Annotated in this window: 17 protein-coding genes and 1 tRNA gene; 9 read left to right on the top strand and 9 right to left on the bottom strand. The window is 41.6% G+C overall.

Annotated features, from left to right (window positions below; genetic code table 11):
* Positions 1-14 precede the first annotated feature (14 nt).
* The 5 genes from KUA50_RS11170 to KUA50_RS11150 all read left to right on the top strand — a co-directional run bounded on the left by KUA50_RS11170 (position 15) and on the right by KUA50_RS11150 (position 6,558).
* Positions 15-2,759, top strand: a complete 2,745-nt coding sequence (locus KUA50_RS11170) for a TonB-dependent receptor (protein ID WP_256624130.1) — start codon at positions 15-17, stop codon at positions 2,757-2,759.
* Between the two features lie 56 nt (positions 2,760-2,815).
* Positions 2,816-3,835 (top strand): DUF4249 domain-containing protein, encoded by a 1,020-nt coding sequence (locus KUA50_RS11165; RefSeq protein WP_218456090.1) that lies wholly within the window; start codon positions 2,816-2,818, stop codon positions 3,833-3,835.
* A gap of 17 nt (positions 3,836-3,852) precedes the next feature.
* A complete protein-coding gene (locus KUA50_RS11160) occupies positions 3,853-4,668 on the top strand; it encodes a FecR family protein (RefSeq protein WP_218456091.1) in 816 nt (271 codons plus the stop codon).
* A 157-nt stretch (positions 4,669-4,825) separates the two neighbouring features.
* Positions 4,826-5,671, top strand: a complete 846-nt coding sequence (gene kduI / locus KUA50_RS11155; protein ID WP_218456092.1) for a 5-dehydro-4-deoxy-D-glucuronate isomerase — start codon at positions 4,826-4,828, stop codon at positions 5,669-5,671.
* A gap of 83 nt (positions 5,672-5,754) precedes the next feature.
* Complete coding sequence (locus KUA50_RS11150; protein ID WP_218456093.1) at positions 5,755-6,558, top strand: gluconate 5-dehydrogenase; 804 nt, start codon at positions 5,755-5,757, stop codon at positions 6,556-6,558.
* Positions 6,559-6,654: 96 nt separating this feature from the next.
* Here the strand turns inward: KUA50_RS11150 and KUA50_RS11145 are convergent, their stop codons facing one another.
* Entirely contained in the window at positions 6,655-6,930 is a 276-nt protein-coding gene (locus tag KUA50_RS11145; protein WP_022110103.1) for an HU family DNA-binding protein, read from the bottom strand.
* 208 nt (positions 6,931-7,138) lie between these two features.
* On the opposite strand from KUA50_RS11145, the gene KUA50_RS11140 reads away from it, so the two are divergent.
* The 3 genes from KUA50_RS11140 (at position 7,139) to secDF (ending at position 12,378) form a co-directional block, all read left to right on the top strand.
* The gene (locus KUA50_RS11140; protein WP_022110104.1) at positions 7,139-8,092 is read left to right on the top strand and encodes a rhomboid family intramembrane serine protease; all 954 of its coding nucleotides are present in this window, start codon (positions 7,139-7,141) and stop codon (positions 8,090-8,092) included.
* A 54-nt stretch (positions 8,093-8,146) separates the two neighbouring features.
* Positions 8,147-9,235, top strand: a complete 1,089-nt coding sequence (locus KUA50_RS11135; protein WP_218456189.1) for an endonuclease/exonuclease/phosphatase family protein — start codon at positions 8,147-8,149, stop codon at positions 9,233-9,235.
* A gap of 119 nt (positions 9,236-9,354) precedes the next feature.
* On the top strand, positions 9,355-12,378 hold the full coding sequence (gene secDF / locus KUA50_RS11130) for a protein translocase subunit SecDF (RefSeq protein ID WP_218456094.1): 3,024 nt from the start codon (positions 9,355-9,357) through the stop codon (positions 12,376-12,378).
* Positions 12,379-12,627: 249 nt separating this feature from the next.
* Here secDF and KUA50_RS11125 read toward each other — a convergent pair.
* Positions 12,628-12,699: transfer RNA gene (locus KUA50_RS11125), tRNA-Arg, on the bottom strand.
* 176 nt (positions 12,700-12,875) lie between these two features.
* Between KUA50_RS11125 and KUA50_RS11120 the strand changes: the two genes are divergently transcribed.
* On the top strand, positions 12,876-13,889 hold the full coding sequence (locus KUA50_RS11120; RefSeq protein ID WP_218456095.1) for an endonuclease/exonuclease/phosphatase family protein: 1,014 nt from the start codon (positions 12,876-12,878) through the stop codon (positions 13,887-13,889).
* Positions 13,890-14,154: 265 nt separating this feature from the next.
* Here KUA50_RS11120 and KUA50_RS11115 read toward each other — a convergent pair whose 3' ends face one another.
* The 7 genes from KUA50_RS11115 to KUA50_RS11085 all read right to left on the bottom strand — a co-directional run bounded on the left by KUA50_RS11115 (position 14,155) and on the right by KUA50_RS11085 (position 25,770).
* A complete protein-coding gene (locus KUA50_RS11115; protein ID WP_218456096.1) occupies positions 14,155-14,610 on the bottom strand; it encodes a DUF6078 family protein in 456 nt (151 codons plus the stop codon).
* A gap of 209 nt (positions 14,611-14,819) precedes the next feature.
* Positions 14,820-16,241, bottom strand: coding sequence for an ATP-binding protein (locus KUA50_RS11110; protein ID WP_218456097.1), 1,422 nt, complete (start codon positions 16,239-16,241; stop codon positions 14,820-14,822).
* Between the two features lie 526 nt (positions 16,242-16,767).
* On the bottom strand, positions 16,768-18,084 hold the full coding sequence (locus KUA50_RS11105) for an ATP-binding protein (RefSeq protein ID WP_218456098.1): 1,317 nt from the start codon (positions 18,082-18,084) through the stop codon (positions 16,768-16,770).
* A gap of 443 nt (positions 18,085-18,527) precedes the next feature.
* On the bottom strand, positions 18,528-19,130 hold the full coding sequence (locus KUA50_RS11100) for a hypothetical protein (RefSeq protein ID WP_218456099.1): 603 nt from the start codon (positions 19,128-19,130) through the stop codon (positions 18,528-18,530).
* 1 nt (position 19,131) lies between these two features.
* Positions 19,132-19,425 (bottom strand): hypothetical protein, encoded by a 294-nt coding sequence (locus KUA50_RS11095; protein WP_218456100.1) that lies wholly within the window; start codon positions 19,423-19,425, stop codon positions 19,132-19,134.
* 673 nt (positions 19,426-20,098) lie between these two features.
* A complete protein-coding gene (locus tag KUA50_RS11090; protein ID WP_218456101.1) occupies positions 20,099-20,338 on the bottom strand; it encodes a hypothetical protein in 240 nt (79 codons plus the stop codon).
* Positions 20,339-20,349: 11 nt separating this feature from the next.
* Positions 20,350-25,770: a carbohydrate binding domain-containing protein gene (locus KUA50_RS11085; RefSeq protein ID WP_218456102.1), complete on the bottom strand. Its 5,421-nt coding sequence runs from the start codon at positions 25,768-25,770 to the stop codon at positions 20,350-20,352.
* Between the last annotated feature and the right edge of the window lie 62 nt (positions 25,771-25,832).

The following is a 25,832-nucleotide window of genomic DNA, read 5'->3' as shown; positions in this document are numbered from 1 at the left end:
ATAGCAATAAAAGAATGAATAAAAGTACAGTTATGAAAGGTAAAGAGATTATTTTTGCGCTCTCAATTCTAGCCTTGCCAGCTCCAACGTTGGCAGGCACGCCGAAGATGATGGTGGAAGCCCAGGCTGCTACCACAATCCGTCAGCAGATGGATTGGCTGCACCGCATCAGGAAAATCAACTTCGTTTATGATTCATCGCTTGATGGGGAATTGAACATCAAGTATCATGGACCAGATATCCAGCATCTTTCGGTGAAAAAGGCACTGAAGGCACTTTTCGAGAAAACTCATATTCTATATAATATCAATGCGAACTATGTGATATTGAAGCGAAAACCCGTACAACAAATATCAACATCTTACACGAATATCAATCACAAAGTTCAGCGGGTTCAGCGTCGCCATACTCTCAGCGGATACGTCCGTGACGAGAGTGGCGAATCGCTGATTAATGCCACCATTTATGATCTGACGGATGGCATCGGTACAACCACCAATGAATATGGTTTCTTTTCGCTTACCCTGCCCGAAGGCGAGCATCAGCTTCGCTTTTCGTATGTGGGCTATGCCGACAAGGTGGAGAAGCTGAATCTCTCGAAAGATATGCATCATAATATGGCACTCCGTGTTGATGGTAAATTGCCTGAGGTGGTGGTAGATGGCGACTTGAACTCTCCTCTTCTGACCACACAAACCGGCAAGCGCTCCTTTTCGAACAAGGATATCAAGACAGAGTTTGCCCTGATGTCTTCGCCTGATGTGGTGAAGACTCTGCAGCGTGTGAGTGGAGTGGCAGAAGGACAGGAGTTGGCAAGCGGACTCTATGTGCATGGCGGCAATGGCGATGAGAATCTTTTTCTGATTGATGGTACTCCGCTTTATAATACGAATCATGCGCTGGGGCTTTTCTCCAGTTTCAATGCCGATGTGGTGAAAAACGTGGATTTCTACAAGAGCGGCTTTCCTGCACGATATGGTGGAAGATTGTCGTCGGTGGTGGATGTGCGTACTGCCGATGGAAACATGAATCAGTTTCATGGTGCCTATCGCATCGGACTGCTCGATGCCAGTGTGCAGTTTGAGGGACCTATCCAGAAAGGCAAGACCTCTTATAATATAGGTATGCGCCGTTCCTGGTTGGATTTGCTGTCCCGTCCCCTGACCAAGGCTTTCTCTGATCCGGATGAGAAACTTTCGATAGGTTATTACTTCATGGACCTGAATGCCAAGGTAACCCATCGGTTCAGCGACCGTTCGAAGATAGACTTGAGCCTCTATCATGGAAAAGACAGTTGGGATGTGAAGGATGATCTGGACGAAAGCAAAGGAGATTGGTATCATGAAGGCGATTCATATAATAAGGAATTAACGAAGAGTCAGCTCAATTGGGGAAACTTCAATATGGCTTTGAACTGGAACTATCTATTCTCGCCGAAGCTCTTTGCCAACTTCACGGCTGTATATTCCCATAACCGTTCCAAGCTTTATTCTCTGGATGATGATAGAGAGATATATCCACAAACCCAGAAAGAAATGTTGTATAGCCATTTAGAGCATGGCTATACTTCTACTATCTATGATGCCGGTTATCGCACGGCTTTCGATTATCGTCCGAATCCCCGTCATCATATCCGCTTCGGTCATGACTACACGATGCATCTCTTTCGACCGCAGACAGTGATGCAACTTGACTATGTGGGCAGTGGAAGTGATGCTGAGATAGATACCCTCCGTGTGAATAGTACCAATAGGCATGTGTCTCATGAATGGTCGGCGTATGCGGAGGATGAAATCTATCTCAGTGATAAATGGAGCCTGGATGCAGGTTTTCATTTAGGATTGTTTCATATTAGCAATAAGAACTTTTTCAATATCGACCCTCGTTTCGCCCTGAAATACCAGTGGAGCCATGCGGTATCGCTGAAGGCTTCTTTCACGCAGATGACTCAGTATGTGCATAAGATATCCAACAGTTATCTGGATTTGCCTACAGATTATTGGGTGCCAACCACCAAGGATTTGAAACCGATGCGTTCTTATCAGATAGCGGCTGGCATCTATGCGCAGCCGAATCGCCACTGGATCTTATCGCTCGAAGGCTATTACAAGTTCTCGAAGCATCTTCTGCAATACAGCAGCTGGCTGGGCATCGAACCTCCGGCAGAGAATTGGGATAGTCAGGTGATGGATGGCAAGGGATTGTTCTATGGTTTGGAGGCAGATGCCACTTATCGTACCAATCACCTGACCTTGAGCGGTTCCTATACGCTTTCCTGGAACAAGCGAAAGTATGATGAGTTCTATCAGGACTGGTATTACGACAAGTATGACAATCGCCATAAGTTGAATCTTTCCTTGAGATATGATTTCAACAGGAAGGTGAGCTGCTATGCGGTGTGGAGTTATCATTCCGGCAATCATGCCACCGTGCCAACTCAGATTGTAGCACTTCCTGGTTTGCCGGATGGTGGCAATCAATACCCTGGCAGTTGGTGGAATTCGGCATCTTTTGTCTATGCCATCCCCAACAACCTGACCTTGCCGGCTTATCATCGTCTGGACTTGGGCTTTGATTTCCATCATGTTACCAAGCATGGACATGAGCGCATCTGGAACTTGAGCATCTACAATGCATATTGTCACCTGAACTCGATGTATGTCAAGGTGGATTACGATGAGAAAACAAAGCGGTTTACGGCAAAGAACAAGGGATTTGTCCCAATCATTCCTTCGTTCAGCTATACCATTAAGTTCTAAGGAATTGCATGGTGAATAGTAGATGTAGATTTATGTAAAGATAAAAAGAGATAAAAATGAAAACAATGATATATAGGGCATTTAGCCTCATGCTTTTATGTCTGGCGCTGATTTCCTGTAAGGATGATTTTGATATTCAAAAGCTGCAGGATCATTCCCGACTGGTGGTGTATTGCTTTCCTACCGAAGGTGATACCACGCTCGTCAGTGTAGCTAAGAGTCTGCCTGTAGCATCAGTAAAGGGGAATGTTGACATCTTATCCCGCGAAAAGGTAGATGCACATATTATATATAAGGTGAATGGGGTGGAGCAAACGGTGAAACGCATCGCAAACGAGGAAGAGGCTCAACTCTTTACCAGAAGCACAAACTCCGATGTCCTTTCACAACTGGTAGGCCAGTATTATGTGGTAGGCAAGCAGAATGCTGGAGATAAAATCAGTCTCCAGGTTTCTGCTCAGGATTTCTCATCTGTTTCAGCATCTACTTATATCCCAGAGAAGGTAGGAGTGGAGTTGGGCGATGTTAAATTGGAAATGAAATCATCGGATGGTTATAACTCGATAACCATTGATAGGGTAGAAGCCATTTTCCATGATAATCCTTCTTCGGAAGATTATTATTCGGTGAAGCTCAGATTACTGAATCGAGAAAAGAGCCGTGATCTGGGGCTGCTGACAGACAATGAACCCTTGTTGAACAAGAAGTCGAAGCTGGATGATGATTTCGGTATGGATGATTATGAGTATTTTGGTAATGCCTACATCTTCAATGACCGTACGATAAATGGCAAGACCTATACACTTCATCTGGATACATACTCTAATTCATATTATCAGTCATTTTATAGATTTTCTTATGTAGTAGATTTATACAAGGTAACTCCTGAATATTATCGGTTTCTCAAGAGTATCAACGATGCACAGAGCAACAGTTGGGCAGATGTGGGCTTGATGCAGGTTACGCCTACCTATTCGAATGTAAAAGGAGGCTTCGGAGTGGTGGCTGGCTACAATATAAGCTCTGTTTCGAAGTTCTTCTGCTCTTCTGATTCCGAAGATAATGGAGAAATTTAAAGGAAGAAAGGGATTCTATGATGAAGATCAACAAGAATGAACAGGAGTTTGTGCTGAAGTATTTTCAGCCGGGCAAGCTGGATACCCGGAAGGCCTTGCAGAAGGTGAAGGTTCGGGTAGGCATTGCTAATGAAGAGGTTTCGCATACTGCAACTGTATCTTTACGAATGCGTCGCATCCGTTGGATAGCTGTGGCTGCATCTATTCTGGTGCTCTTCACTATAGGCGCCTATACGCTTTTGCAGCCTAAGACGGTGACGCTTTCTGCCGAATCAGAAGTAGTGGCGTATCATCTGCCTGATGGAACGAAGGTATCGTTGATGCCTCATTCTTCTCTTTCCTATCAGGAAGATGATTGCAGAAAGGTGGATATGAAGGGCTGCATCTATTATCAGGTGAAGCATGATGAACAGCATCCTTTCGATGTAGTAGGAGAACATGGACACGTAAGAGTGCTCGGTACCCAGTTTATGGTGGATGAAAGAACGGATGTTCCCGAAGTAATGGTAACCAGTGGAAAGGTGCTTTTCACGGCTCGCAGTTCTGCTGAAGGTGTTTTCCTGATTAAAGGCAAGCGGGCACGTCTGTTGAAAGGGGCTGTCCAGCCTGAGCTGTTGGCGGATTATGATATCAACGATGTGGCATGGGCTACGCATCGCCTGCATTTCGACAACACTCCATTATCTGAAGTATTGGAGGAACTTTCTAAATTATCAGGCACAAGATATACGGCTTCTGATGAGAGCAAGCGTCTGACGGGTGATTTTGATGCAGATTCCATTCCGCAGGTCATCCAAGTGATAGAAGAAACATTGGGTGTTCAGATACGATAAGAGTTGAATAAAGCATCGTAAAAAGGAACCAATTTGAGAAAAATAGAAAATAAATTAAGAAATAAGTAAAAAGTGATATTCTTTCGTACATATTTAATAGTGAGATTCAAAAATATTTTGTATCTTTGCCCTCAGAACAAACAAATCGAAAGAAGTAATGAAGACGAATTATGAATTGAGATACGCATCCAATCCGGTTGATGCAAAGACGTATGATACCTCCCGATTGAGAAAGGATTTCTTGATCGAGACTCTTTTTGTGGCAGATGAAGTCAATATGGTGTATTCCATGTATGACAGAATGATAGTGGGTGGTGCTATGCCTGTCAATGAAAAACTGAAGCTGGAGGCCATAGAACCTCTGAAAGCTCCATACTTTACGACCCGTCGTGAAATCGGAATCTTTAATGTGGGCGAAGGCGTAGGTGTCGTTCAGGTAGGAGAAGAGGTCTTTGAGTTGGGGCTCAAAGAGGCTCTTTACATTGGTAGTGGTGAGCGTGATGTATTCTTTGAAAGCAAAGACCCAGCCAGTCCAGCCAAATTTTATTTCAATAGTACAACGGCTCATCAGAGTTATCCATGCAAGAAGGTGACGAAGGCTGATGCAATCAGTGTACACATGGGATCACTGGAAATGAGCAATGAGCGTACCATCAACAAGATGTTGGTTAATCAGGTATTGCCTACTTGCCAGTTGCAGATGGGTATGACAGAACTTGCTACAGGTTCTGTTTGGAATACGATGCCAGCCCATGTTCACAGTCGTCGTATGGAAGCTTATTTCTATTTTGAGGTTCCTGAGAGTCAGGCTGTGTGCCATCTGATGGGTGAACCGCAGGAAACACGCCATATCTGGATGAAGGGCAATCAGGCGGTTCTTTCACCAGAATGGAGCATACATAGTGCTGCTGCCACTCACAATTATACCTTTATCTGGGGTATGGGAGGTGAAAATCTTGACTATGGTGATCAGGACTTTTACGAGATTACAGACTTAAAATAATAAAATACGTATGGTCTGAAGGAGTGTTTCGGAAGACCAGTGTATGAAAGATAATCATAAACAACTATAAATCGAACAAAAACATGGATTTTTCTAAGTTATTCTCTCTTGAGGGTAAGGTAGCCCTCGTAACAGGTGCCGCTTACGGCATTGGTTTTTCAATTGCTGAGGCTTATGCCAAGGCTGGTGCAAAAATCGCTTTCAACTGCCGTAGCCAGCATCACATGGATCAGGCTTTGGCTGACTATAAGGCTAAGGGTATTGATGCTAAGGGTTATATCTGTGATGTAACTGATGAAGAGCAGGTTAAGAATATGGTAGCTGATATTGAGAAGGAACTCGGTGTGATCGATATCTTGGTTAACAATGCTGGCATCATCAAGCGTATTCCTATGACAGAAATGTCTGTAGAGGATTTCAAGCAGGTTATCGACATTGACCTTAATGCTCCTTTCATCGTTTCTAAGGCAGTTCTCCCAGGTATGATCAAGAAGGGCCACGGTAAGATTATCAACATCTGCTCTATGATGAGTGAGTTGGGCCGTGAGACTGTTTCTGCTTATGCTGCAGCTAAGGGTGGTTTGAAGATGTTGACCCGTAATATCTGCTCTGAGTTCGGTGAGTATAATATCCAGTGTAACGGCTTGGGCCCTGGTTATATTGCTACACCACAGACAGCACCTCTTCGTGAGCGTCAGGCAGACGGTAGCCGTCATCCATTCGATAGCTTCATTTGCGCTAAGACTCCTGCTGGTCGTTGGTTGGAACCAGAGGAGTTGATGGGTCCTGCGGTATTCTTGGCTTCTGATGCTTCAAATGCGGTAAATGGTCACATCCTTTATGTAGATGGTGGTATTTTGGCATACATTGGCAAGCAGCCTAAATAAAGAAGCTTTCGGCTTTCCAAAGAGAGGCTTATATAAAATGGAATAGGGCAGTCCAATACGGACTGCCCTTTATTTGTCTTAAATAATCTTTACAAATTATTCGTTGATAGCATCAGCAAGTTCTGCACCAGCCTTGAATTTAGCTACCTTCTTTGCTGCAATTTGGATCTTCTCCTTAGTAGCAGGGTTGATACCCTCACGAGCAGGGCGCTCGCTGACACTGAATGTGCCGAAACCTACCAACTGGATTTTATCACCAGCAACGAGAGCCTCTTTGAGAGCGTTAGTTGTAGCGTCAAGAGCCTTCTTTGCATCAGCCTTGCTAATACCAGCACCAGCTGCAATCTTGTCGATCAATTCTGTCTTGTTCATAATTTTTCTTTATTAAATGATTAATATTTTCGTTCCTTATCCAATTTTGCTTACAAATATAGGTTATTCCTTTTAAAAAAACAACAAAAAGAGAAGAAAAATGTAGATTTTATTGAAATTTAAGTGTAATATGCTTATTTTATGGTGCTATAACGGATATTTTTCGTAATTTTGCCCCAAATTTCGTAAAAAGATAAAGTTTTAGATTATGCGTAATATACCTATAGTTACAAAGAACTTGCTGATAGTGAATATCGTGGCTTTCCTGATTACATATATATTGGGAAAGGACGCTTCAGGTGGTTATGTTCTAAATGATCTCTTGGGACTCCATTTCTTTATGGCATCTGATTTTCAGGTCTATCAACTGATTACTTACATGTTTATGCATGGTGGTTTCGAGCATATTATCTTCAATATGTTTGCACTTTGGATGTTCGGTTGTGTCGTGGAAAGAGTGTGGGGACCTAAGAAATTCCTTTTTTATTACATAGCTTGTGGGTTAGGTGCAGGATTGTTTCAGGAGTTGGCTCAGACTATTCAGTTTTATTTTACAGCGTCTGAACAGTTTCCGGAATTGACAATATCCCAATTATGGACCATAGGACATAATAGTGCTGATGTTTTGAATGGTTGGACTACCGTTGGAGCTTCTGGTGCCATTTATGGTATTTTGTTGGCTTTTGGTATGATATTTCCAGAGGAACGTATTTTCATTTTCCCATTGCCTATTCCTATCAAGGCTAAGTATTTTGTAATAGGATATGCTGCTATCGAATTGGTTTCTGCCATCGCTACAACAGGTGATGGTGTGGCACATATTGCTCACCTTGGTGGTATGGTTGTTGGATTCTTTATGATTCGTTATTGGAGAAAACAAGTTAATGGATATAGTGGCAGCAGTGCTCGTGATGCTTTTGAGAAACTTCGTGATTCTTTAGGTGGAAAGCGTAATCGTCAGCATTTTAACTATACCCGCAATCATAATCCTCAGTCTGATAACAACTCTTACCAGTCTCATCAGCAGGATTGGGATTATAATGCCCATAAGCGTGCCACCCAAGAGGAGATAGATCGTATATTAGACAAGATTCGCAAAAGCGGCTATGATAGTTTGACAAAAGATGAGAAGCAGACTCTTTTTGACCAGAGTAAGAAATAAGCTGGTTTTTCTGGGCACAATAGATTATGATATAAAGAAATAAGTGGCAAGATGATATTTAAACAATTGAGGCAGTTTTCTATCAGGATGATTGCGGGGGCAAATATTGCTACCATAATTATCCTGTTTCTTATAGGCTTTTCAGATCATCTTCATCCGGAAAGATTTGCCATGTTGTCGAATGTAGGTTTGCTTTTCCCTGTTTTTCTCTTCATCAACTTAGGGTTTCTTATCTTTTGGCTGATATTTAAGGTGCGTTATGCGCTGATTCCTTTCATGGGGTTCATTATCTGTTATGTACCTGTGCGTGAATATATTCCCTTCAATATTCCTCGTGAGGCTCCGGAGGGTTCCGTCAAGATCCTTTCATATAATACCTGGGCTTTTGCTGAGGGAGAGATGGGGGAAGATGGCGTTAATCCTATTGTGAAGTATATCAAAGAACAGAATGCAGACATTGTATGTCTTCAGGAAGCAGGACATAATGGGGATGTGGAGAACCAGTTGGATTCTCTTCTCTACCCGATGTATGCTTATCGGGATACAACCTGGCATTTGGGAGGCGGTAATGTGATTGGCATATTGAGCAAATATCCGATTCTTTCTAAGGAACGTATCCCATATGAGTCAGCGGGAAATCTCAGTGTGGCTTATCAGTTGGAAATCAACCATGAAAAGGTACTCTTGATTAATAATCATCTGGAAACAACGGGGTTGACCTTGGAAGAACGGGCGCAGTTTAAGCAACTGATCAAGGGAAAACTGGAGACTGATACGGCTGAAATCACTTCCAAGTTGCTGGTCGTGAAATTGGGAGAGGCCACCCGTAAGCGAGCATCACAGGCAGAAGCAGTCGCAAATTACATCCGTCAGCATCGGGATATGAGTATTATCCTCTGTGGTGATTTCAATGACGGACCGATTTCTTATACCCATCGAACTATAGCCGATGGGCTTACAGATTGCTATGTAGCAAGTGGCAACGGACCGGGTATCAGTTATCATCATGCGGGATTTTTTGTAAGGATTGACAATATGATGTGTTCAGATGACTGGGAACCATATGAATGCAAAATAGACCGCAAAATATCGTCATCTGACCATTATCCTATCGTTTGTTACCTAAAAAAGCGGGATAAATAGCAAAAAAGCCTCAAATTATTCTTATAAAAGAAAAAAAATGATTATTTTTGCACGTCATTATGTTGATAATAAAGAAATTAGACGAAAATAAAATAAATAATTAATAATAAATAATAGAAATGCAAAACAAAGGAATTGTAATTTGTGTTGCCGTCTTATTGACGCTTGCAAGCATCTTCTATCTGTCATTCTCAGTAGCAACAAGCTACTATGACAGTGAGGCTGCAAAGATCAAAGACCCTATTGCCCAGCAGGACTATAAGGATTCTGTGAAGTACTTGGGTGTTTATTCTTATCAGAATTGCTTGGAAACTCAGATCGGTCTTGGACTTGACCTCAAGGGCGGTATGAATGTAATTCTTGAGATTTCTGTACCTGATGTAATTGAAAACCTCGCTGACCACAAGACAGACGCTGGTTTCACCAATGCCATGAAGGAAGCCAGAGCTCAAGAGGAAGCTAACGGTGGTGACTTTGTGTCACTTTTCATTAACGCTTATCACAAGAGCGCACCAGGTCATAAACTCGCAGAGGTTTTTGCTACCCAGCAGTTGCAGGGTAAGGTTTCTCCTCAGAGCAGCGATGCAGAGGTAGAAAAAGCAATCCGCAGTTCTGTACAGGATGCTATCGACAACTCTTTCAATGTTGTACGTACTCGTATTGATAAGTTTGGTGTTGTACAGCCTAACATCCAGAAGTTGGAAGGTCAGCAGGGCCGTATCATGGTAGAAATGCCTGGTATCAGCCAGCCTGAGCGTATGCGTAAGATGCTTCAGGGTAGTGCTAACCTTGAGTTCTGGGAGACATATAACTCTGAGGAAATTGCTCCTTATCTCCAGCAGCTTGACACTCGTCTTGCTAATGGCGACCATGAGGTAGAGGCTAAGGATTCTGTTGCTGCTGATTCTGCTAAGAAAGAAGTTGCAAAGGCAGAACCTGCTAAGGCTGCTCCTAAGTTGAACCTCAAGAAGGGTGATGAGGCTAAGTCTAAGATCAATGCTGAAGAGCAGAGTGCTGCTGCCATCAAGGCTCATCCATTGCTGGCTCGTTTGCAGTTGGTTCCTGGACAGGGTCTGAGTACTGTGGGTTATGCAAGTGTTCGCGATACTGCAGCTATCAACAAGTTGATCCATTCTGCTTTGGCTAAGCAGGTGTTGCCTTCAGACTTGAAGTTGCTCTGGAGTGCTAAACCAGCTGACCATTTGAATGTGAAGAACATCTATGAACTCCATGCTTTGAAGGTGACTACCAGTACTGGTCGCGCTCCATTGGAGGGTGATGTGATTACTGATGCTAAGGACGAGTTTGAACCTACTACTGGTGCTCCATGTGTAAGCATGAAGATGAATACTGAGGGTGCTCGTAGATGGGCTCAGATGACTAAGGCTAACGTAGGTAAGGCTATTGCCATTGTTTTGGATGGTGTAGTTTATTCTGCTCCTCGTGTAAATGGTGAGATTGCCGGCGGTAGTTCTCAGATTACTGGTAACTTCACTATCGAAGATACGAAGGATTTGGCTAACACATTGAAGTCTGGTCGTATGCCAGCTCCTGCCCGTATCGTTCAGGAGGAAGTTGTTGGTCCTACTCTCGGTGCACAGTCTATCCAGATGGGTATCATCTCATTCGTTGTGGCTTTCGTACTCTTGATGGTTTACATGGTGATGATGTACAACATCATTCCTGGTATGATGGCTAACCTTGCATTGCTTGTCAATGTATTCTTCACATTAGGTATCTTGACGTCATTCCAAGCAGCCTTGACGTTGCCGGGTCTTGCCGGTATGGTCTTGTCTTTGGGTACGGCCGTGGATGCTAACGTGCTTATTTATGAGCGTATCAAGGAAGAACTCCGTTCTGGTAAGGGAATGAAGCAGGCTGTAGCTGCCGGTTATGGTAATGCTTTCTCTGCTATCTTCGACTCTAACTTGACATCTTTGATTACAGGTGTTATCCTGCTTGTTACTGGTACCGGTCCTGTTCGTGGTTTCGCTACAACCTGGATTATCGGTATTGTTGTATCATTCTTTACTGCTGTATTCTTGACTCGTTTGGTTTACGATTATAAGTTGAATCACGACAAGTGGATGCATTGCAAGTTTGATACTCCAGTTTCTCACAACTTGATGCAGGGCAAGAAGTACAAGTTCATGTCTATGTACAAGACTACCTTTACTGTAGCAGTTGTAGCAGCTGTCGTATTCATTGGTAGCTTTGTAGTTCGTGGCTTGAGCAAGAGTATTGACTTCACCGGTGGTCGCAACTATGTAGTTCAGTTTGAGAAAGCTGTAGAGCCAGAGCAGATTCGTACCGTTCTTGGTGATGCATTTGTCAATGCAGATGGAACCAAGGCTAACACAAGTGCTATTGCTATCGGTACAGATGGAAGAACCATCCGTGTATCTACCAACTATATGATTGAGAGCAACAGTCCTACAGTAGATGATGAGGCTGAAACAATCCTTTATAATTCATTGAAGAAGGCTGGTTTGGTTTCTCAGCAGAATGTTGAGGCTTTCAAGAATCCAGATGTACGCCAGGGCGGTTCTATCATCAGTAGTACAAAGGTAGGTCCTTCTGTAGCTAAGGATATTACAATGGGTGCTATCTACAGTGTGCTTTTCGCATTGATAGCTATCTTCCTCTACATTTTGCTCCGTTTCCGCAACGTAGCATTCTCTGTAGGTTCTACTATCGCTCTTGCATTTGATGCTTTGACTGTTGTTGGTTTCTACTCACTCTTGTGGGGCCTTGTACCATTCTCATTGGAGATTGACCAGACCTTCATCGGTGCTATCCTGACTGTGGTAGGTTACTCTATCAATGATAAGGTGGTTGTGTTCGACCGTATCCGTGAGAACATGAAGCTTCATCCTAAGGGTGATCGCCAGCAGCTTTTCAATGCTTCTATCAATGAGACATTGGCACGTACTATCAATACTTCAACTTCTACCTTGATTGTGTTGCTCTGTATCTTCATCCTCGGTGGTGACAGTATCCGCAGCTTCGCATTCGCTATGATTTTGGGTGTTGTATTCGGTACATTGTCTTCTATCTTCATTGCTTCTCCAATGGCTTACATCGTTCTTGGTCGTAAGATTAAGGAAGAGCCTGCTGAGGCAGAGGTTGTTGCTGTTAAGTAATACTGGGCAGATCAATAACCATATAGAAGCGAATTAACATGAATAATTTCTCCGTCTGGTGAAAACCAGATGGAGAAAATGTTCCAAAGAGAATGTGAATGTTCTAAAGAGGATATTCTATGAAGTGAATATTTTGAATGAAGGACATTTCAATGATTTGAGGAACTGAAAGATATAATAAAAGGTCGCATTCCAGAAAGGAAGCGACCTTTTATCGTATCAGCTTGAATGCTGATAACTATCTCCATGTGATTCCACCGAGAATCGAACTCGGATCAAAGGTTTAGGAAACCTCCGTTCTATCCATTAAACTATGGAACCCTTTGTGGATAGTTTGGATTGCTTGTAAGATGGCATGAACAGCAATCTGTCTGCAAAGATAATGTAAAAATCTGACTTGACAAAGAGAATAGGCAGAAAATCAATGTTATTTTGTTGAGAAACCTTCTAAAATTTGTAATTTTCATGTGTGGATACGAATTTAAAATCTCATAATTATGTTTTTATCTCTTCTTTTATCTTCCTTTTTCACGTTTGTAGAGTTGAATTGTGAAAACCTTTTCGATACCGTACATGATTCTCTGAAGAATGATACGGAGTTTCTGCCAGAGAGTGATTATCACTGGACAAGAACCCGATATTGGAAGAAAATCAATCATCTTTCCCAGGAAATTATTGCTTTAGGAGAGTTGGCTACACCTTATTATATATATAATGGCAGTCTAAGCCAGAGTAAGAAAAATCAGTTGCAAGGTAAGGGACGCCAAAATCAATGGCATTTGCCGGATTTGGTGGCTCTCTGTGAAGTAGAAAATGATTCTGCTATGATTGCTTTGACCAAGCGTTCTCTGTTGCGCAAGGCTGGTTATGAATATGTGATGACCTCCTCTCCTGATGAGCGTGGCATAGATGTAGCGTTGATGTATCAGCCTTTTTCATTTCGTCTGCTCCATCATCATGCTATACGTATCAAGCGTTTGCCTGAAACTCGTCCCACTCGTGATATTCTTTATGCCAAAGGAATTTTGATGGGGAAAGATACGCTTCATGTTTTTGTAGTTCATGCCCCAAGTCGTAGGGGAGGCGAGGCTGCTTCCCGTCCTTATCGTCTGCAGGTAGCCAGTCAGTTATCGCAGGCTGTAGATTCTATCTATTCTTTTAATAATGATGCTAAGATTATCGTGACAGGTGATTTCAATGATTATTCTGATTCTCCTGCATTGCTGTTTCTTGAGCATCATCAGTTGGTGAACATCAGTCAGGATGCGCATGGACGGAATGGAGCTAAGGGTACTTATCGTTACCATGGAGAATGGCGCAGTCTTGATCAGATGTTGTGTAGTCAGTCTTTGGTAGGGCAGAAAATCGCTTGTGAGGTGGGAGATTTGCCTTTCCTTTTGCAGGAAGACGATAAATATGGTGGTAAGAAGCCATTTCGTACCTTTCTGGGTCCCAGGTATTTAGGAGGGTATAGTGACCATTTACCACTTGTTGCATGGTTTAAGTTATAGGTTGTCGTGAAATAATCTTGATATTCTTTGCTATATATATCCTATGTTTGCCAATATTCGGTAAATATACGGAAAAGCCATAGAACAGACTAATTGACATAACAGAATATTGCCCAAATTGTGGTCCTTAGTTTGGGCACTTGTTGCCCGCCTCGTGAGCACCGGTTGCTCGTCTCATGTTCACCGGTTCCCCATCACGTGGTCCCCGAGGGACCGCTTGGAGAGCATGGCAGGATCTGTAGTTTCCTATATTTAGTTGACTACATTAGCTTCTGGTGAAGTCAATTTCATCAGAGAAGTGTTCGAATTCAACATCATGATATCCGTAACTATCGAATAGTTGTTTGATGTATTCCTGTTGTTCTGGCAGGAGTTTGAGTTTTCCCAATTTGTATCGGTAGTATTGTCCTTTACTGCCGAGATATTCTCTCATTTTGGCGCGTAGGGCAGGAGCGTCTTTCACTTTTATTTCGGCAAAGAGTTTGTCGAATCCCCATGCCATTTTCACGACACGCAGTGGTGTGAAGTACTTGCATTTTCCGTCTTTCTGAGCATTTGGGAAAATGGCTTCTCCTCTATCCTTCTTGTCTTTATCGTAGAGTGCAGATAGATAGTGTATGCATTTGTCTTTCATCGGACATGGTTCGGTGAAGCAGTAGGTGATGATACTAGGTACGTTTCCATACTCAAAAGCTTGTTTCAACAGTTCCTTTTCATCCATGTTTCTTTAAGTATTAAGAATAAAACTTTTTTGTTTTATTAAACGCAAATATAGCCTATTTATTGCCTGGGGATGGGATTATTATCTGTTCTTGAATACATTTTTTATGTTTTTCATGTATTATTCTTGTATCTTGTGCAGATACAAGGGTTGTCTATCGAGAGGGTGTGTCATAAGTCTGTGACGCACCCTCATTTGTTTATACGACTTTATCCGAACAGGTCGTCCATTGTAATTTGTACTTGAGCCAAGGCTGCATACTGTGTAAGTCGCACGCCAAAAGTAGTAATCATCGTTGTGATAATACCACTTTTTATCCCTGTTTCTGCCACGAAATCAGCCATACGATTACGAATGCGCATATCCTCCTCCTTAGTGATCGTGTAAGGCATCTGCGAATACTTGATTTCGCATAGATTCACGAGATTATCGGCACGTTCTATCAGTAAGTCGATTTGCGCAGCTGGCTTTGAAACCTTACTTCGCCAAGAATAATACTCGGTATGGATTTGGTCTATCCCCAAGAAATGCTTGATTTGAGGAATATGCAACATACAAACTCGCTCAAAAGCCAAGCCATACCAAGTATTTTGACGAGGTTTTCCCATCAAGTGAGTCCAATATCCCGTGTCCGTCGTACCAGGATGGCAAAACGTCATATAAAATAATGTATAGAGGTCGGTGAGCTGAAAGATTTGATCTTTCTGCTTTATCTTCTTATCCCTGGTATTATACCCTCTTACGAAATCGCAATTTATCAAGTCACTAAGAACCTTTGTCAAAGTTCCACCCGATTTCAGCTTCAATTTCTCCATGATTTCCTTTCGGGTCATACCTTGTCTGCATGAGGCAAGTACCTCTATGACACGCATATAGGCCTCAGAATTTCTAAACAAGGACGAATATAGTCTTCCATATTCTCGCTTCAGTTCAGCGTGGGATGAGAAAAACAATCTGTCGACATTCCCTTCCACACCTTGCTTTTTATCCAACAAACTGAGATAATAAGGCACCCCACCAAGGATGCTATATATCTGAAGGATAGAAATGCGAGTCCATGAGAATCCATAAGCTTGCAGCAGCAGTTCCGTCTCACGAAGAGTAAAAGGAGCAAGATACATCTCGTGCGTTATCCTATTATGAAGCCCACCATGACTATCTATCAGATTAGCTATCATCCACGACGTGGCACTGCCACAAACGATAAGCATGATTTCACTTTGGTAAGCTGCCCATCCGTTCCAAAAGTGCTCAAAAGCCTGTTGGAAACCAGATTTCGGCGTATCCAAGCATGGTAGTTCATCGATAAAAACAACGAGTCGTTCTCCTTTCATTTTTGCCTTTAACAACTGTTTTAATGCCTCAAAAGCCTCTGTCCAATTCGTAGGAATAGGCTGTTTGGAATCTCCATATTCCCTCAGCGCAAACCCGAAATTAGAGAGTTGCGCCTCAGCTGGTGCCTCTATAGACCCAGACATATCAAAGGCAAACTTATCACGGAAGAGATTTCTCACAAGATAAGTCTTGCCGATACGACGCCTGCCATATACAGCCACAAACTCAGCTTTGCCAGAATGATAATATTCTGTCAACAGCTCGATTTCTTTCTTTCGTCCGATAATTTGCTCCATACCTTTTTTATCTAACTTTAATGATGGTGCAAATATAAGATAATTATCCGAGAAAAACAAGGATTCTTTAGCCAAATCGATGAATTTTAACTCGATTTGGCTATAGAATAGGTTATACTTTAGCCAAATCGAGCAATTTTCCTTCGATTTGGCTATAGAACGCCTTGTTGTTACCTTTCTATTTCATCCTTTCAACTATCCCTTAGAACTGATAATAAACTGAGCCCACTTTAAAAAGTAAGGCTGTTTAAAATGTTTATATTTCACGAAAATAATCTCTGATTTATGCCGTTATCTGGAGTGTTTTTCGTATCTTTGCCATGCTTAAAGAAGTTTTCTGCAAAAATACAAATCTTTTGCGGAAAGGCAAAGCCCGAGCTTGTGAAAGTTTGGGCTTTGTTGTAAATAAAAATGTTTTTTAAAGATTTCGTATCTGTGAAAAGGCAAAAAATAAAAAGGGGTGCGTCACAGACTTATGACACACCCTCTTCTATTTTCCTATCATATCTATAGTTGTGCCGTTAAGTTAAGTAGTCAAATAGTCTTCAAGTAAGAATGGGATGACTCCGACATATATTACTCCATCATCATCTACCCACATCTTTTGGCTACCATCGAGTACTACAATTTTACGGAAGAAGTCGTCTGTGTTATGCAGAGAGAATGTTTCTTGTCTTTTCTTTTCGGGAGTGTTGACATTTAAGGCAGATTGAATATATACCTTTTCGCTGCCAATGTTGACTACAAAATCAATTTCATATTGACATCGTTTGCGTTTGCCGTCAAGCATTTGGTCAACCTCTACAACTCCAACATCAACATTGTACCCTCTATGCAAAAGCTCGTTATACAACATATTCTCCATTAAATGTGAGCGTTCTTGCTGCCTAAAGTTTAGCTTGGCATTTCTTAATCCAAGATCAACTGCATAGTACTTCTGGATGGTATTGAAATACTTCCTTCCTTTGACGTTATATCTTTTTGCACTGTTAAAAAGAAAGGCATCTTCCAGATAGTCGAGATAGTTTTTTATTGTGTGATCTGATGTTGACTTATCTAATAGTGAAGCAGCTGTACATGCCAGTTTATGAGGGTTGGTCAGTGATCCTATAGATGAGGATAGTGCATCTACTAAAGCACTTAGAACAACATCGTCTTTTAGCTTGTATCTTTCCACAATATCCTTCATATATACATTTGTAAAAAGTCCTTGTAGATACTTGGCTTTTTCTTTCTCATCTTGCTCTAAAACAGCTAAAGGCATGCCGCCATACATCATATATTGTTCGAGAGCATCTGCTTTTTCTAATTTGGAATATTCAAAGAATTCTTTAAAGGTTAAAGGAAAAATCCGAATCTCTGTACCACGATCTCGAAAGTTGGTCACTATGTCTTTTGATAGCATTTTTGAATTAGAACCTGTAACATAGATGTCAAGATTTGGGCGAGACATCAGGTCATTCAGTACATCATAGAAAGTAACATATAGCATATCTTTGTCTTCCTCTGGTACTAAAGATTCATCTATATCCGTATTCTTTACTTTATATGATAATTGAATTTCATCTATCATCACGTAATATTTCTTATCTTCAACTCCTGTTTGCTCTATTATATAGTCATACAGTTTGTTGGGATTTCTGAACTGGATGTTGGATTTTCTGTCTAATGCAAGTTCTACAAAGCTATCAGCACTGACGCCACCCTCTATAAGCTTTTGCTTAAAAAGGGTGTTTAGTAGGTATGATTTTCCGCAGCGTCTGATGCCGGTGATAATCTTTACCTTTCCATTCCATCTTTTCTGCATAAGCAGAGATATGTATTCCTTTCGCTCTATTACCATATTTTTAACTTTAGACGATTCTTACTGCAACTTTTGTCGCAATTGCGACTGTTTTTGCACTGCAAAGATAGACATTTATATTGAAATTCCCAAATCTTACTGCAACTTTTGTCGCAATTGCGACTGTTTTTGCAGTAGAACGCGGAGAATATGCATATAGAACACTTCTGTTATATAGATTTGTTTCTGTTTCAAAAAGCGCAGAATCCCGTCTGCAATATGTGTTCGATACTGCGTCATCGAAATCTTTGATCTCCGATTTCTATAATTGTTCCATCAAATCCGGCTTTAGCAAGAAATCCATTAACCCGACAATATAAAATCCATTGTTGTCATGATATGGTTTTATGTCATCGCGCATTATGATTATCTTCTTAAAGGAATCATCATCAGAAAGTTTGACTGCGGATTTTGTTTTTATAATTGTACTCATATCAATAACTTTAGAATAAATCAGCCAATACTATGGAGATGATTCCTGATGCAACAGCACTTAAAATCCATAGGAAGACTTGTAATGCACGTCTTACAGTAAAATGTACACGAGCCCAGTGAACATCGGGAGCTGTTGTATCCATGAGAAGTTCCAATTCGCTATATTTATTGTAGGCCTGCTGATAAATATCTAACGCTTCGTTAGTATTGATACTTTCTAAAATCTTAGCTTTACGTACAGCTCTTACTGCATCAGAGCGTAGAGATTTATATTTTGGATAAAAAGTGCCGTTTTGTAGCACCGTCAAATCCACATGTCTTGTTTGTTTTTCAAATAATAAAACCGAATCGTGAATAGATAAGTTCAAACACTTATAGCAGTCAAGTATAATTCTAAGCACATGACGTTCTGCTTTATGTATTTCGGCATTTCTTTGCTCTGAAGTTATATCTTTAAAATAGCATCGAGCAATATGGTCATGCAATGCACGTATTTCATTAAATAATGGTAACGGGAACTGTTCTGTTCTCGCTTCTACTTCTGCAATAAGCGGTTTGATAATCGTATTGTAGTCGTCATATAAAGCTATAATTTGCTTGCTATTATCCATTTTAAATTCGTGCTAAACGTTTATCTATATCATTTTTTGAAACTAAACGTTTGAAAAATAAATAGACAGACCCTCTACTAACCATGTTTTTGAGAGAGAATGCAGGGGTGAGTTTTTTGCCAATACGAGCCTCGACAAGTGCATCTAACTCTTCCGCACTCATCTGCAATATCTCATCGTAAGTTTTTCCTAACTTCCGACTTAATGTTTCTCGTGTCTGTTCATTCAGTATATGCATAAAACTCATTCTTACATTAATTAATGCAAAGGTAATTATTTCTCTGTTATCTTCCAAGTATTTTTTACGAATTTAACACAAAAAATATCAATGGGTGATAATAACGCAGAATCCCGTCTGCAATATGTGTTCGATATTGCGCATCAACATCTTTAGCCCTTTGTTACGTTATCTAATATAGTAATCAAAAAATTGACTTATACTATAAAAAGTTTCCATCCAAAAGGCGATATTTTAGTCTATGACAATCCAAGCAGTTGAAGCATTCATATAGACAATGAAAACGGGATGGTTCCAATCGAACCATCCCGTTTTTATTGGGTGAGCCTTAGTTATTACTAACTTTATTTGATGGCCCTGGTCTTTATATTGACGTGATCAGTTCGTGTTTGTTTATGAACCGTCTCGCCGTAATACTCGATTTAGGATTGGCATAAAACTCGTCTGTCTGGCTCTTCGTCATGGCATCGTTGCAGAAGGGTAACTCTGGCGTATGAAGTCCTCTTGCAACTCGTCGGTGTTCACCACCAGACTTGGCGGATAGATACTCCATTACATACTTTTCTCCCTATAGTTGGGTGGTACACTTTTAAGTTAGAATCTACATATCTATATCTTTTGCAAAAAAAACTGTCTTGCTACTCAGAACATTCGCGGCGTGGCTCTTTCGCGCTACGAATGTGCTGAGATGCAAGACAGGTTTTCTGTTTTCATTCAAGTCTGAATCCTATCAGAAGTCAGAGAAAGCATTGTCATCAAAGAACCAATCAGTCTTTTTGGCATAATCACCCTCTGATACGCTTCCTGTGTTATCAGTACTTAAATCTGTACTACCATCCATCGAATTGTGCGGAGCATCAGGAGCTGCAAACGTGCTGTTAGCATCACCTTGGAGACTGTTAGAGAGTAGTTTTGACTCTTCTTCATATTTTATAAAGAAGATTGTCGGAATAATATAATCTTTTTTCATCTTTGTAACAATTATTTCTTTACATATTTCTTACCATTAACTATATAAACGCCTTTAGGCAGTCCGTTAAAATTAAGAGCTTTACTACGAACCAACTGTCCATCTATGGAATAGACATCAGCAGAATGAGTAAGGATACCACTCTCAAAGAGCAGATTTTCAATGCCTGTAGTATTGTCTTCATCATTCTCAAAACCGTTTACATTCATATTTTGTAGCGAAATCGCCTTTGCGCCAGCAGTTTCCCTATTAAAATAGATGTAAGATCGGTAAGGTTTTATCTTCATTCCATCTTTAGGAATACGTGAGAGAACACCCTTATTCGTCACTACGTAAGATCCTTCATTAAGCGTAGTATTAGTGAATGTACCCTTAAAGACGAGTGCATCGCTCTGCATTGACTTTGCAACAGGATATGTATTTCCATCAGTTCCTACACTAAAAAGCGGACTGTCAGCCTCACCGAATGTGGCGCGGGTTGTTATGCTATTGATGACTGAATGGTCTGTCTTATCATTATCTGCCTTATTGGTAGGGAAAATAAGATAAGGATAACCGGCGATGATGTCCTGATTGGCATGCTCGATAAACATCACTTTCTTGTTGGAAGTGTCGATGTTTTTCATCAGCACCACCATGGTTCCGTCGCCGAAGACCTCCTCTATCTGTCTCCTATTGATGGAATAAGGCAGACAGATGGCATTCCAATAGTTCTTGTAGAACGTGCGATTAAGTTTGACATTCGCATTCTTTGCATCAGTAGGCGCAGAATAGTCTTTTCCATCCTCAAGCACGACATCTTTGACTTTTGAAGCGTCAACAATTTCACCTGTTGCCCTCCATTCATCATGCTTAGCGTCTGGTTTCACCTTATGATATTTAGCATGTATGCCTTTCTCGAATGTAAAGCCTGCCAGTCCGAGCTTTGCCGTATTTGAGAAGATGTAATAGGTCTTGCCAGGAAGCACATTGAATGTATATCTGACAATGCCCTTAGTGATCAGCACATGTCCATCTTCATCTTTGCCAAGTTTGAAGACGTGCTGCTGCATACCCGGATTAGGCCAGTTGTCGAGGAATGACCATTTGTCATCAAATTCTTTGATGTTGTTAGTGAAGGAGTTCATTGTTGCTGTATTATAAGCGAACTTTGGATCGCCCCAGCGATACTCGGCTCTGGCGCGTCCATCATCTTTCCACATCTGCGCTGCCACCTTACTCTTGGTGTCCGCCACCACTTCTTTGACTATCTCGCCTTTCTCATCAGCCACATATACCTTCTTGACTGTAACGTCGATAGGCTCATCTTCGTTATCGTGACTGACACAGCCCTCCTGCATCACATAGACAGAGATCAATCCTGCATCTGTAGGCTCTATCTTGATGTGCGAACCACGGCAAGGCAAGAGCCAAGGTGTCTCGTTGGCAACAGAGTTGTTGTTTGTCGGGGCAGAATAGTTGCCTGTTGTATTGTCATCCCCCTTCAGTTGCTCGCTCTTCGCCGCATAACTGCCATTTGTGGAGAACGTCGCTTTGGCATCATTGAAGAATTCATGGAATACATCTTCTTCCGTCTGACGGCTATTAGTAAGGTAACCATTTCGGTCAGCATTCTTCTCGAATTTATGTCCTTTCCATAATTCTTTTTTCGAATATGAGTCTGTATTACCATAATAAGTACCATTATTATAAGTCCATCCTCCGAGTGTCACTCCGACTGTCTTGTCATCATTATACAATGTCTGACCGACCGTGTAACCCTGATCATCAGCCACCTTGCAGAATGTACCTTCCTTTGGCTCCACTACAATCTCATAGGATGAGAAGATACGATTTGATGGCTCAAAGGCATACTGGTCATAGATGTCACAATCATACTTATTCTCGTCATTGATGAGCTCTGCCGTTATCACAGTGCTGCCGGCTATGCCATGCAAAGTGACGTTTCCTGTAGCGTCAATGGAAGCCACATGAGGAGAAGAACTCGTATACTTGAATTTATAACTCGTATCATCAGTGTGTACTCCATTGACATACAGGGCCTTACATGGAAGTGACTCTTTAGTAGGATTCTTCACCACACTAACCACATTATTATTATTCGAATTATCCACAAACTTTATCTGTGCGAAATTCTTGTTAGTGGCTTCCATTCGGATTATGTCTATGTCAGATGGCATAGTAATGCTGTTTTCTCCAGATGTTGTACCACCAACCTTGAACAATATTCTATCACAATCCTGACTTGGCGAAGGAATAGTTACATTCTTTAACTCAGCATTATTCCAATTCACATTATCATCTTTCTTGTTCTTGTATTCCATCCTCACATACGTACCCTCTACCAGATTGGAGAACACCACCTTGACGCCCTGTGAAAGATGGAGAGCACCGTTCTTTGCATCTATCTGTATCTTTTTACCATTAGTGACAAACCGCAAGCCCTTGAAAGCAGGTATCTCAGTGATTCCATCATAGGTCAATGCTGCTGCTGAGGAGAAATTGGTATTGAGCGTATAAACGCCATTGGATGAAGCCCACATGTTCTTGTTCAGCAAATCAGGATTGAAGAAAATGTTGTTTTCCAGATTTCGATCGAAATGCCAAACTGACGGTGAATAGTTCTTCTTCTTGATAATCTCATTGATCTCACGCTTTGACAGCACACGATTATAGATTACGATGTCGTCATAGGCAAACGCCACGTCATAGCCGAATTCCACATTGTTGGCATTGGCGCCACCGAGCACTATGCTTTTCAGTCCTTTGATACACCCTTCCAGCGAGCTGGCATTATGCGTGGCATAGCCACCCAAACATGTCGGTTCTCCATCTACATACATATTAAATCGTGACAGGTTGTCATACTTCTGGTAAGTGATGTAATGCCAGTTGCAGTCCTTATAGAAATTCTTGTTGTAGAAATCCGTGTTGGACTTTGTGTCACACAACTCGCCAAAACTGCTTGTACCGCTATTATAATCGAATGTAGTATCATTCACTCTCATATAGCCGGTAAGTCCACCACTGCAGGTGATATTAAACATATGAGGATTATATATTCCGTTATTTTGATCTGGATTCGGTCCATTATACGTATCTCCTGCAATATAGAACATTGACGGCTCGTCATAAGCCAGTCCGCGATTGACTGCTAAATCTCCATTTACCCAGAATCCTATTGTCACCTTTCCTGTGGTTTGTATTCCAGGTATACCGTCATGGCCAGAAAGGGAATTCTTCTCACCCAATACTACACGCATATAGTCTGACGCGCCATATCTGTCATAGATATCTGCATCAGGGATATTCTGGAAATAATGTCCGAAAACAGCATCCTTCACGATATACTTATCCTTATTGACAATCTTGCCATCTTGGATGCCAAGTCGGCTGATCAGATAGTGTTTCATATTTTTATTATCTGATTCGTTTGCGACATTGTATTTTTCTTTACCGTCTTGTATATATTTTTCTGTTGTAGGATATATATCGACACCATCATTTTCATCCTTTTCGAATGTCAACTCAGCCAATTTACCGTCATCGAGGTTGATGGAGGCATTATCCTGGCTCTCATCCTTTACGCCATCTGGTCTGTAGGATCCTTTATGGATTTCAAGCAGGGTGCAGGCACTGTTGGGATCTGAAAACTTGAGCTCAAGAGAAAACTCCGCGCCCTCTCCTACTTCAAACTCATACAGCACATTGTAAGTTCGAGTTTCCGTGGTGCCACTATTGTCATCTACCTTTCGTGCAACGGTCTCTGCACCTGTGAGGATATTTCGCAATGTCACTGATGATACTCCTTTCGTGCTCGCCATCTGAGCATAAAGGGTGTGCTTTCCTGGAGTGAGCTGGATGGAATTATAGACATTATGATTGCCGTTACAATTTGGATCAGCACTGGTACAATTATGGATTGAACACTTAGTATAGCCTCCTCCACCGTAAGTCAGCGACCAGTTATTGTCATTTACCTCATGCTTCCAACCGTAGTAAGAGGGGCTTGAGCTGTTGGTAATATTCTTGTTTATCGCTGGCATATCCCATTTCCACTCTATGTCAGACTTATACATATCTGTGGTCTTGTCTTTGAAGAAATTCCAAAGATAAGCAGGTGCGCTCGCTTCCACATTATGCCAAAGTCCATCAAATGTGACAGTGGTGACAGGCACTCCATTCACACCTGTGAAATCATATCTCTTGAATTTATGCTCTTCACCATTCTCTCTGGTCGTAGCCCAGTCCTTATTACTAACCTGATTTGAGAGGCCGCATCCATTGCGGAACAGAAGGTTTTCTATGATGGTGTTGAGATGCTTGATGCCAAGTATTTGATCACTATTGCCATGCAGATGGATAAACGGAATAGGGTTTTCCGTAGCGAGGTTCATGTGAAACTCATTGAGAGGGTAGCCACTGCATGAACCGTATGCCGCAAATGTGCCATTGAGCACTTTCGCACAAGCGTATGTCATCATGCCGCCCATGGAGAATCCACAGAGGTAGAACTTCGTCGGATCGACGGAGATATAGCTGTTGGAAGCGTTCTTTGTCTTGTAGTCAGCCTGTATCTTATCCACAAGTGCCTTGATAAACTTAGTATCTGCATTCTCTTTTCCAGTGGCTTCCCAACCGGTAGTGCCACCAAAACCGGCCTTCCAGTCGTCACCGGGATAGTCTGCTTTATCCTTTTCAGCATCTCGTCCTTGAGGATAGACCACAATGAATTTTTTCTCCTCGGCGAGTGAGGTGAATAAGGGCTTTCCAGGATCCTTCGGATCATCTGTACCACCACGTCCGTGGAGAGAGAATACCACTGGCACATTCTCTTGTCCTTTCACAGAAGCAGGTACATAGAGCCAGTATTCACGGGTTTTGCCATCGACATTTATAGTGCGTGCTACGTTATCGGTCTTTACACCAAACTCAATATCATCAATCAGCACCTCGCCACACTTACCATAGTTAATCACGATGACGTTATAGTCTGTACGGTCGGCAGTTACCTCACCTTCATAAGTAGCCCAACTACCTGTTACATTTTTTTCAAAAAATGCTATCTGTTCGTAAGATCCGGTATTGTGCTGCATAATCGCCTTGATTTTGCCGTCTCCACTGACTTTTTTTGCTTTTAAGCGAAAAACGTAAGTTGTTCCTTGTGTAGCAGCAAAATTGTATTTCAACTGTGCATCCCAGTCATTTGAAGCCTGTTTAGGAGTAAGACGAGCACACTGCGAGCCATCAGGACCGCCGATTGGCTTTAAGGATCTACCGCAACAGTTTCCCTGTTCTTCCCAGCTGCCCCAACCAGAATCAAACGTCGAACTATTACCTTCCAGCAGATTTCTAGCGATGTTAAGTGATTGAGCGCTACAATTAGCCCAAATAGCATACAATACAGTTAAAATTAAACATAATTTTTTCATAACATAAATTTTTACAAAGAAACATCAATACAAACAATGGTGATTCCAAAATGATTAAACGT

The sequence above is a fragment of the Segatella hominis genome (genome assembly GCF_019249725.2).
Classification (GTDB): domain Bacteria; phylum Bacteroidota; class Bacteroidia; order Bacteroidales; family Bacteroidaceae; genus Prevotella.
This window is presented reverse-complemented; position numbering and strand designations above follow the sequence as displayed.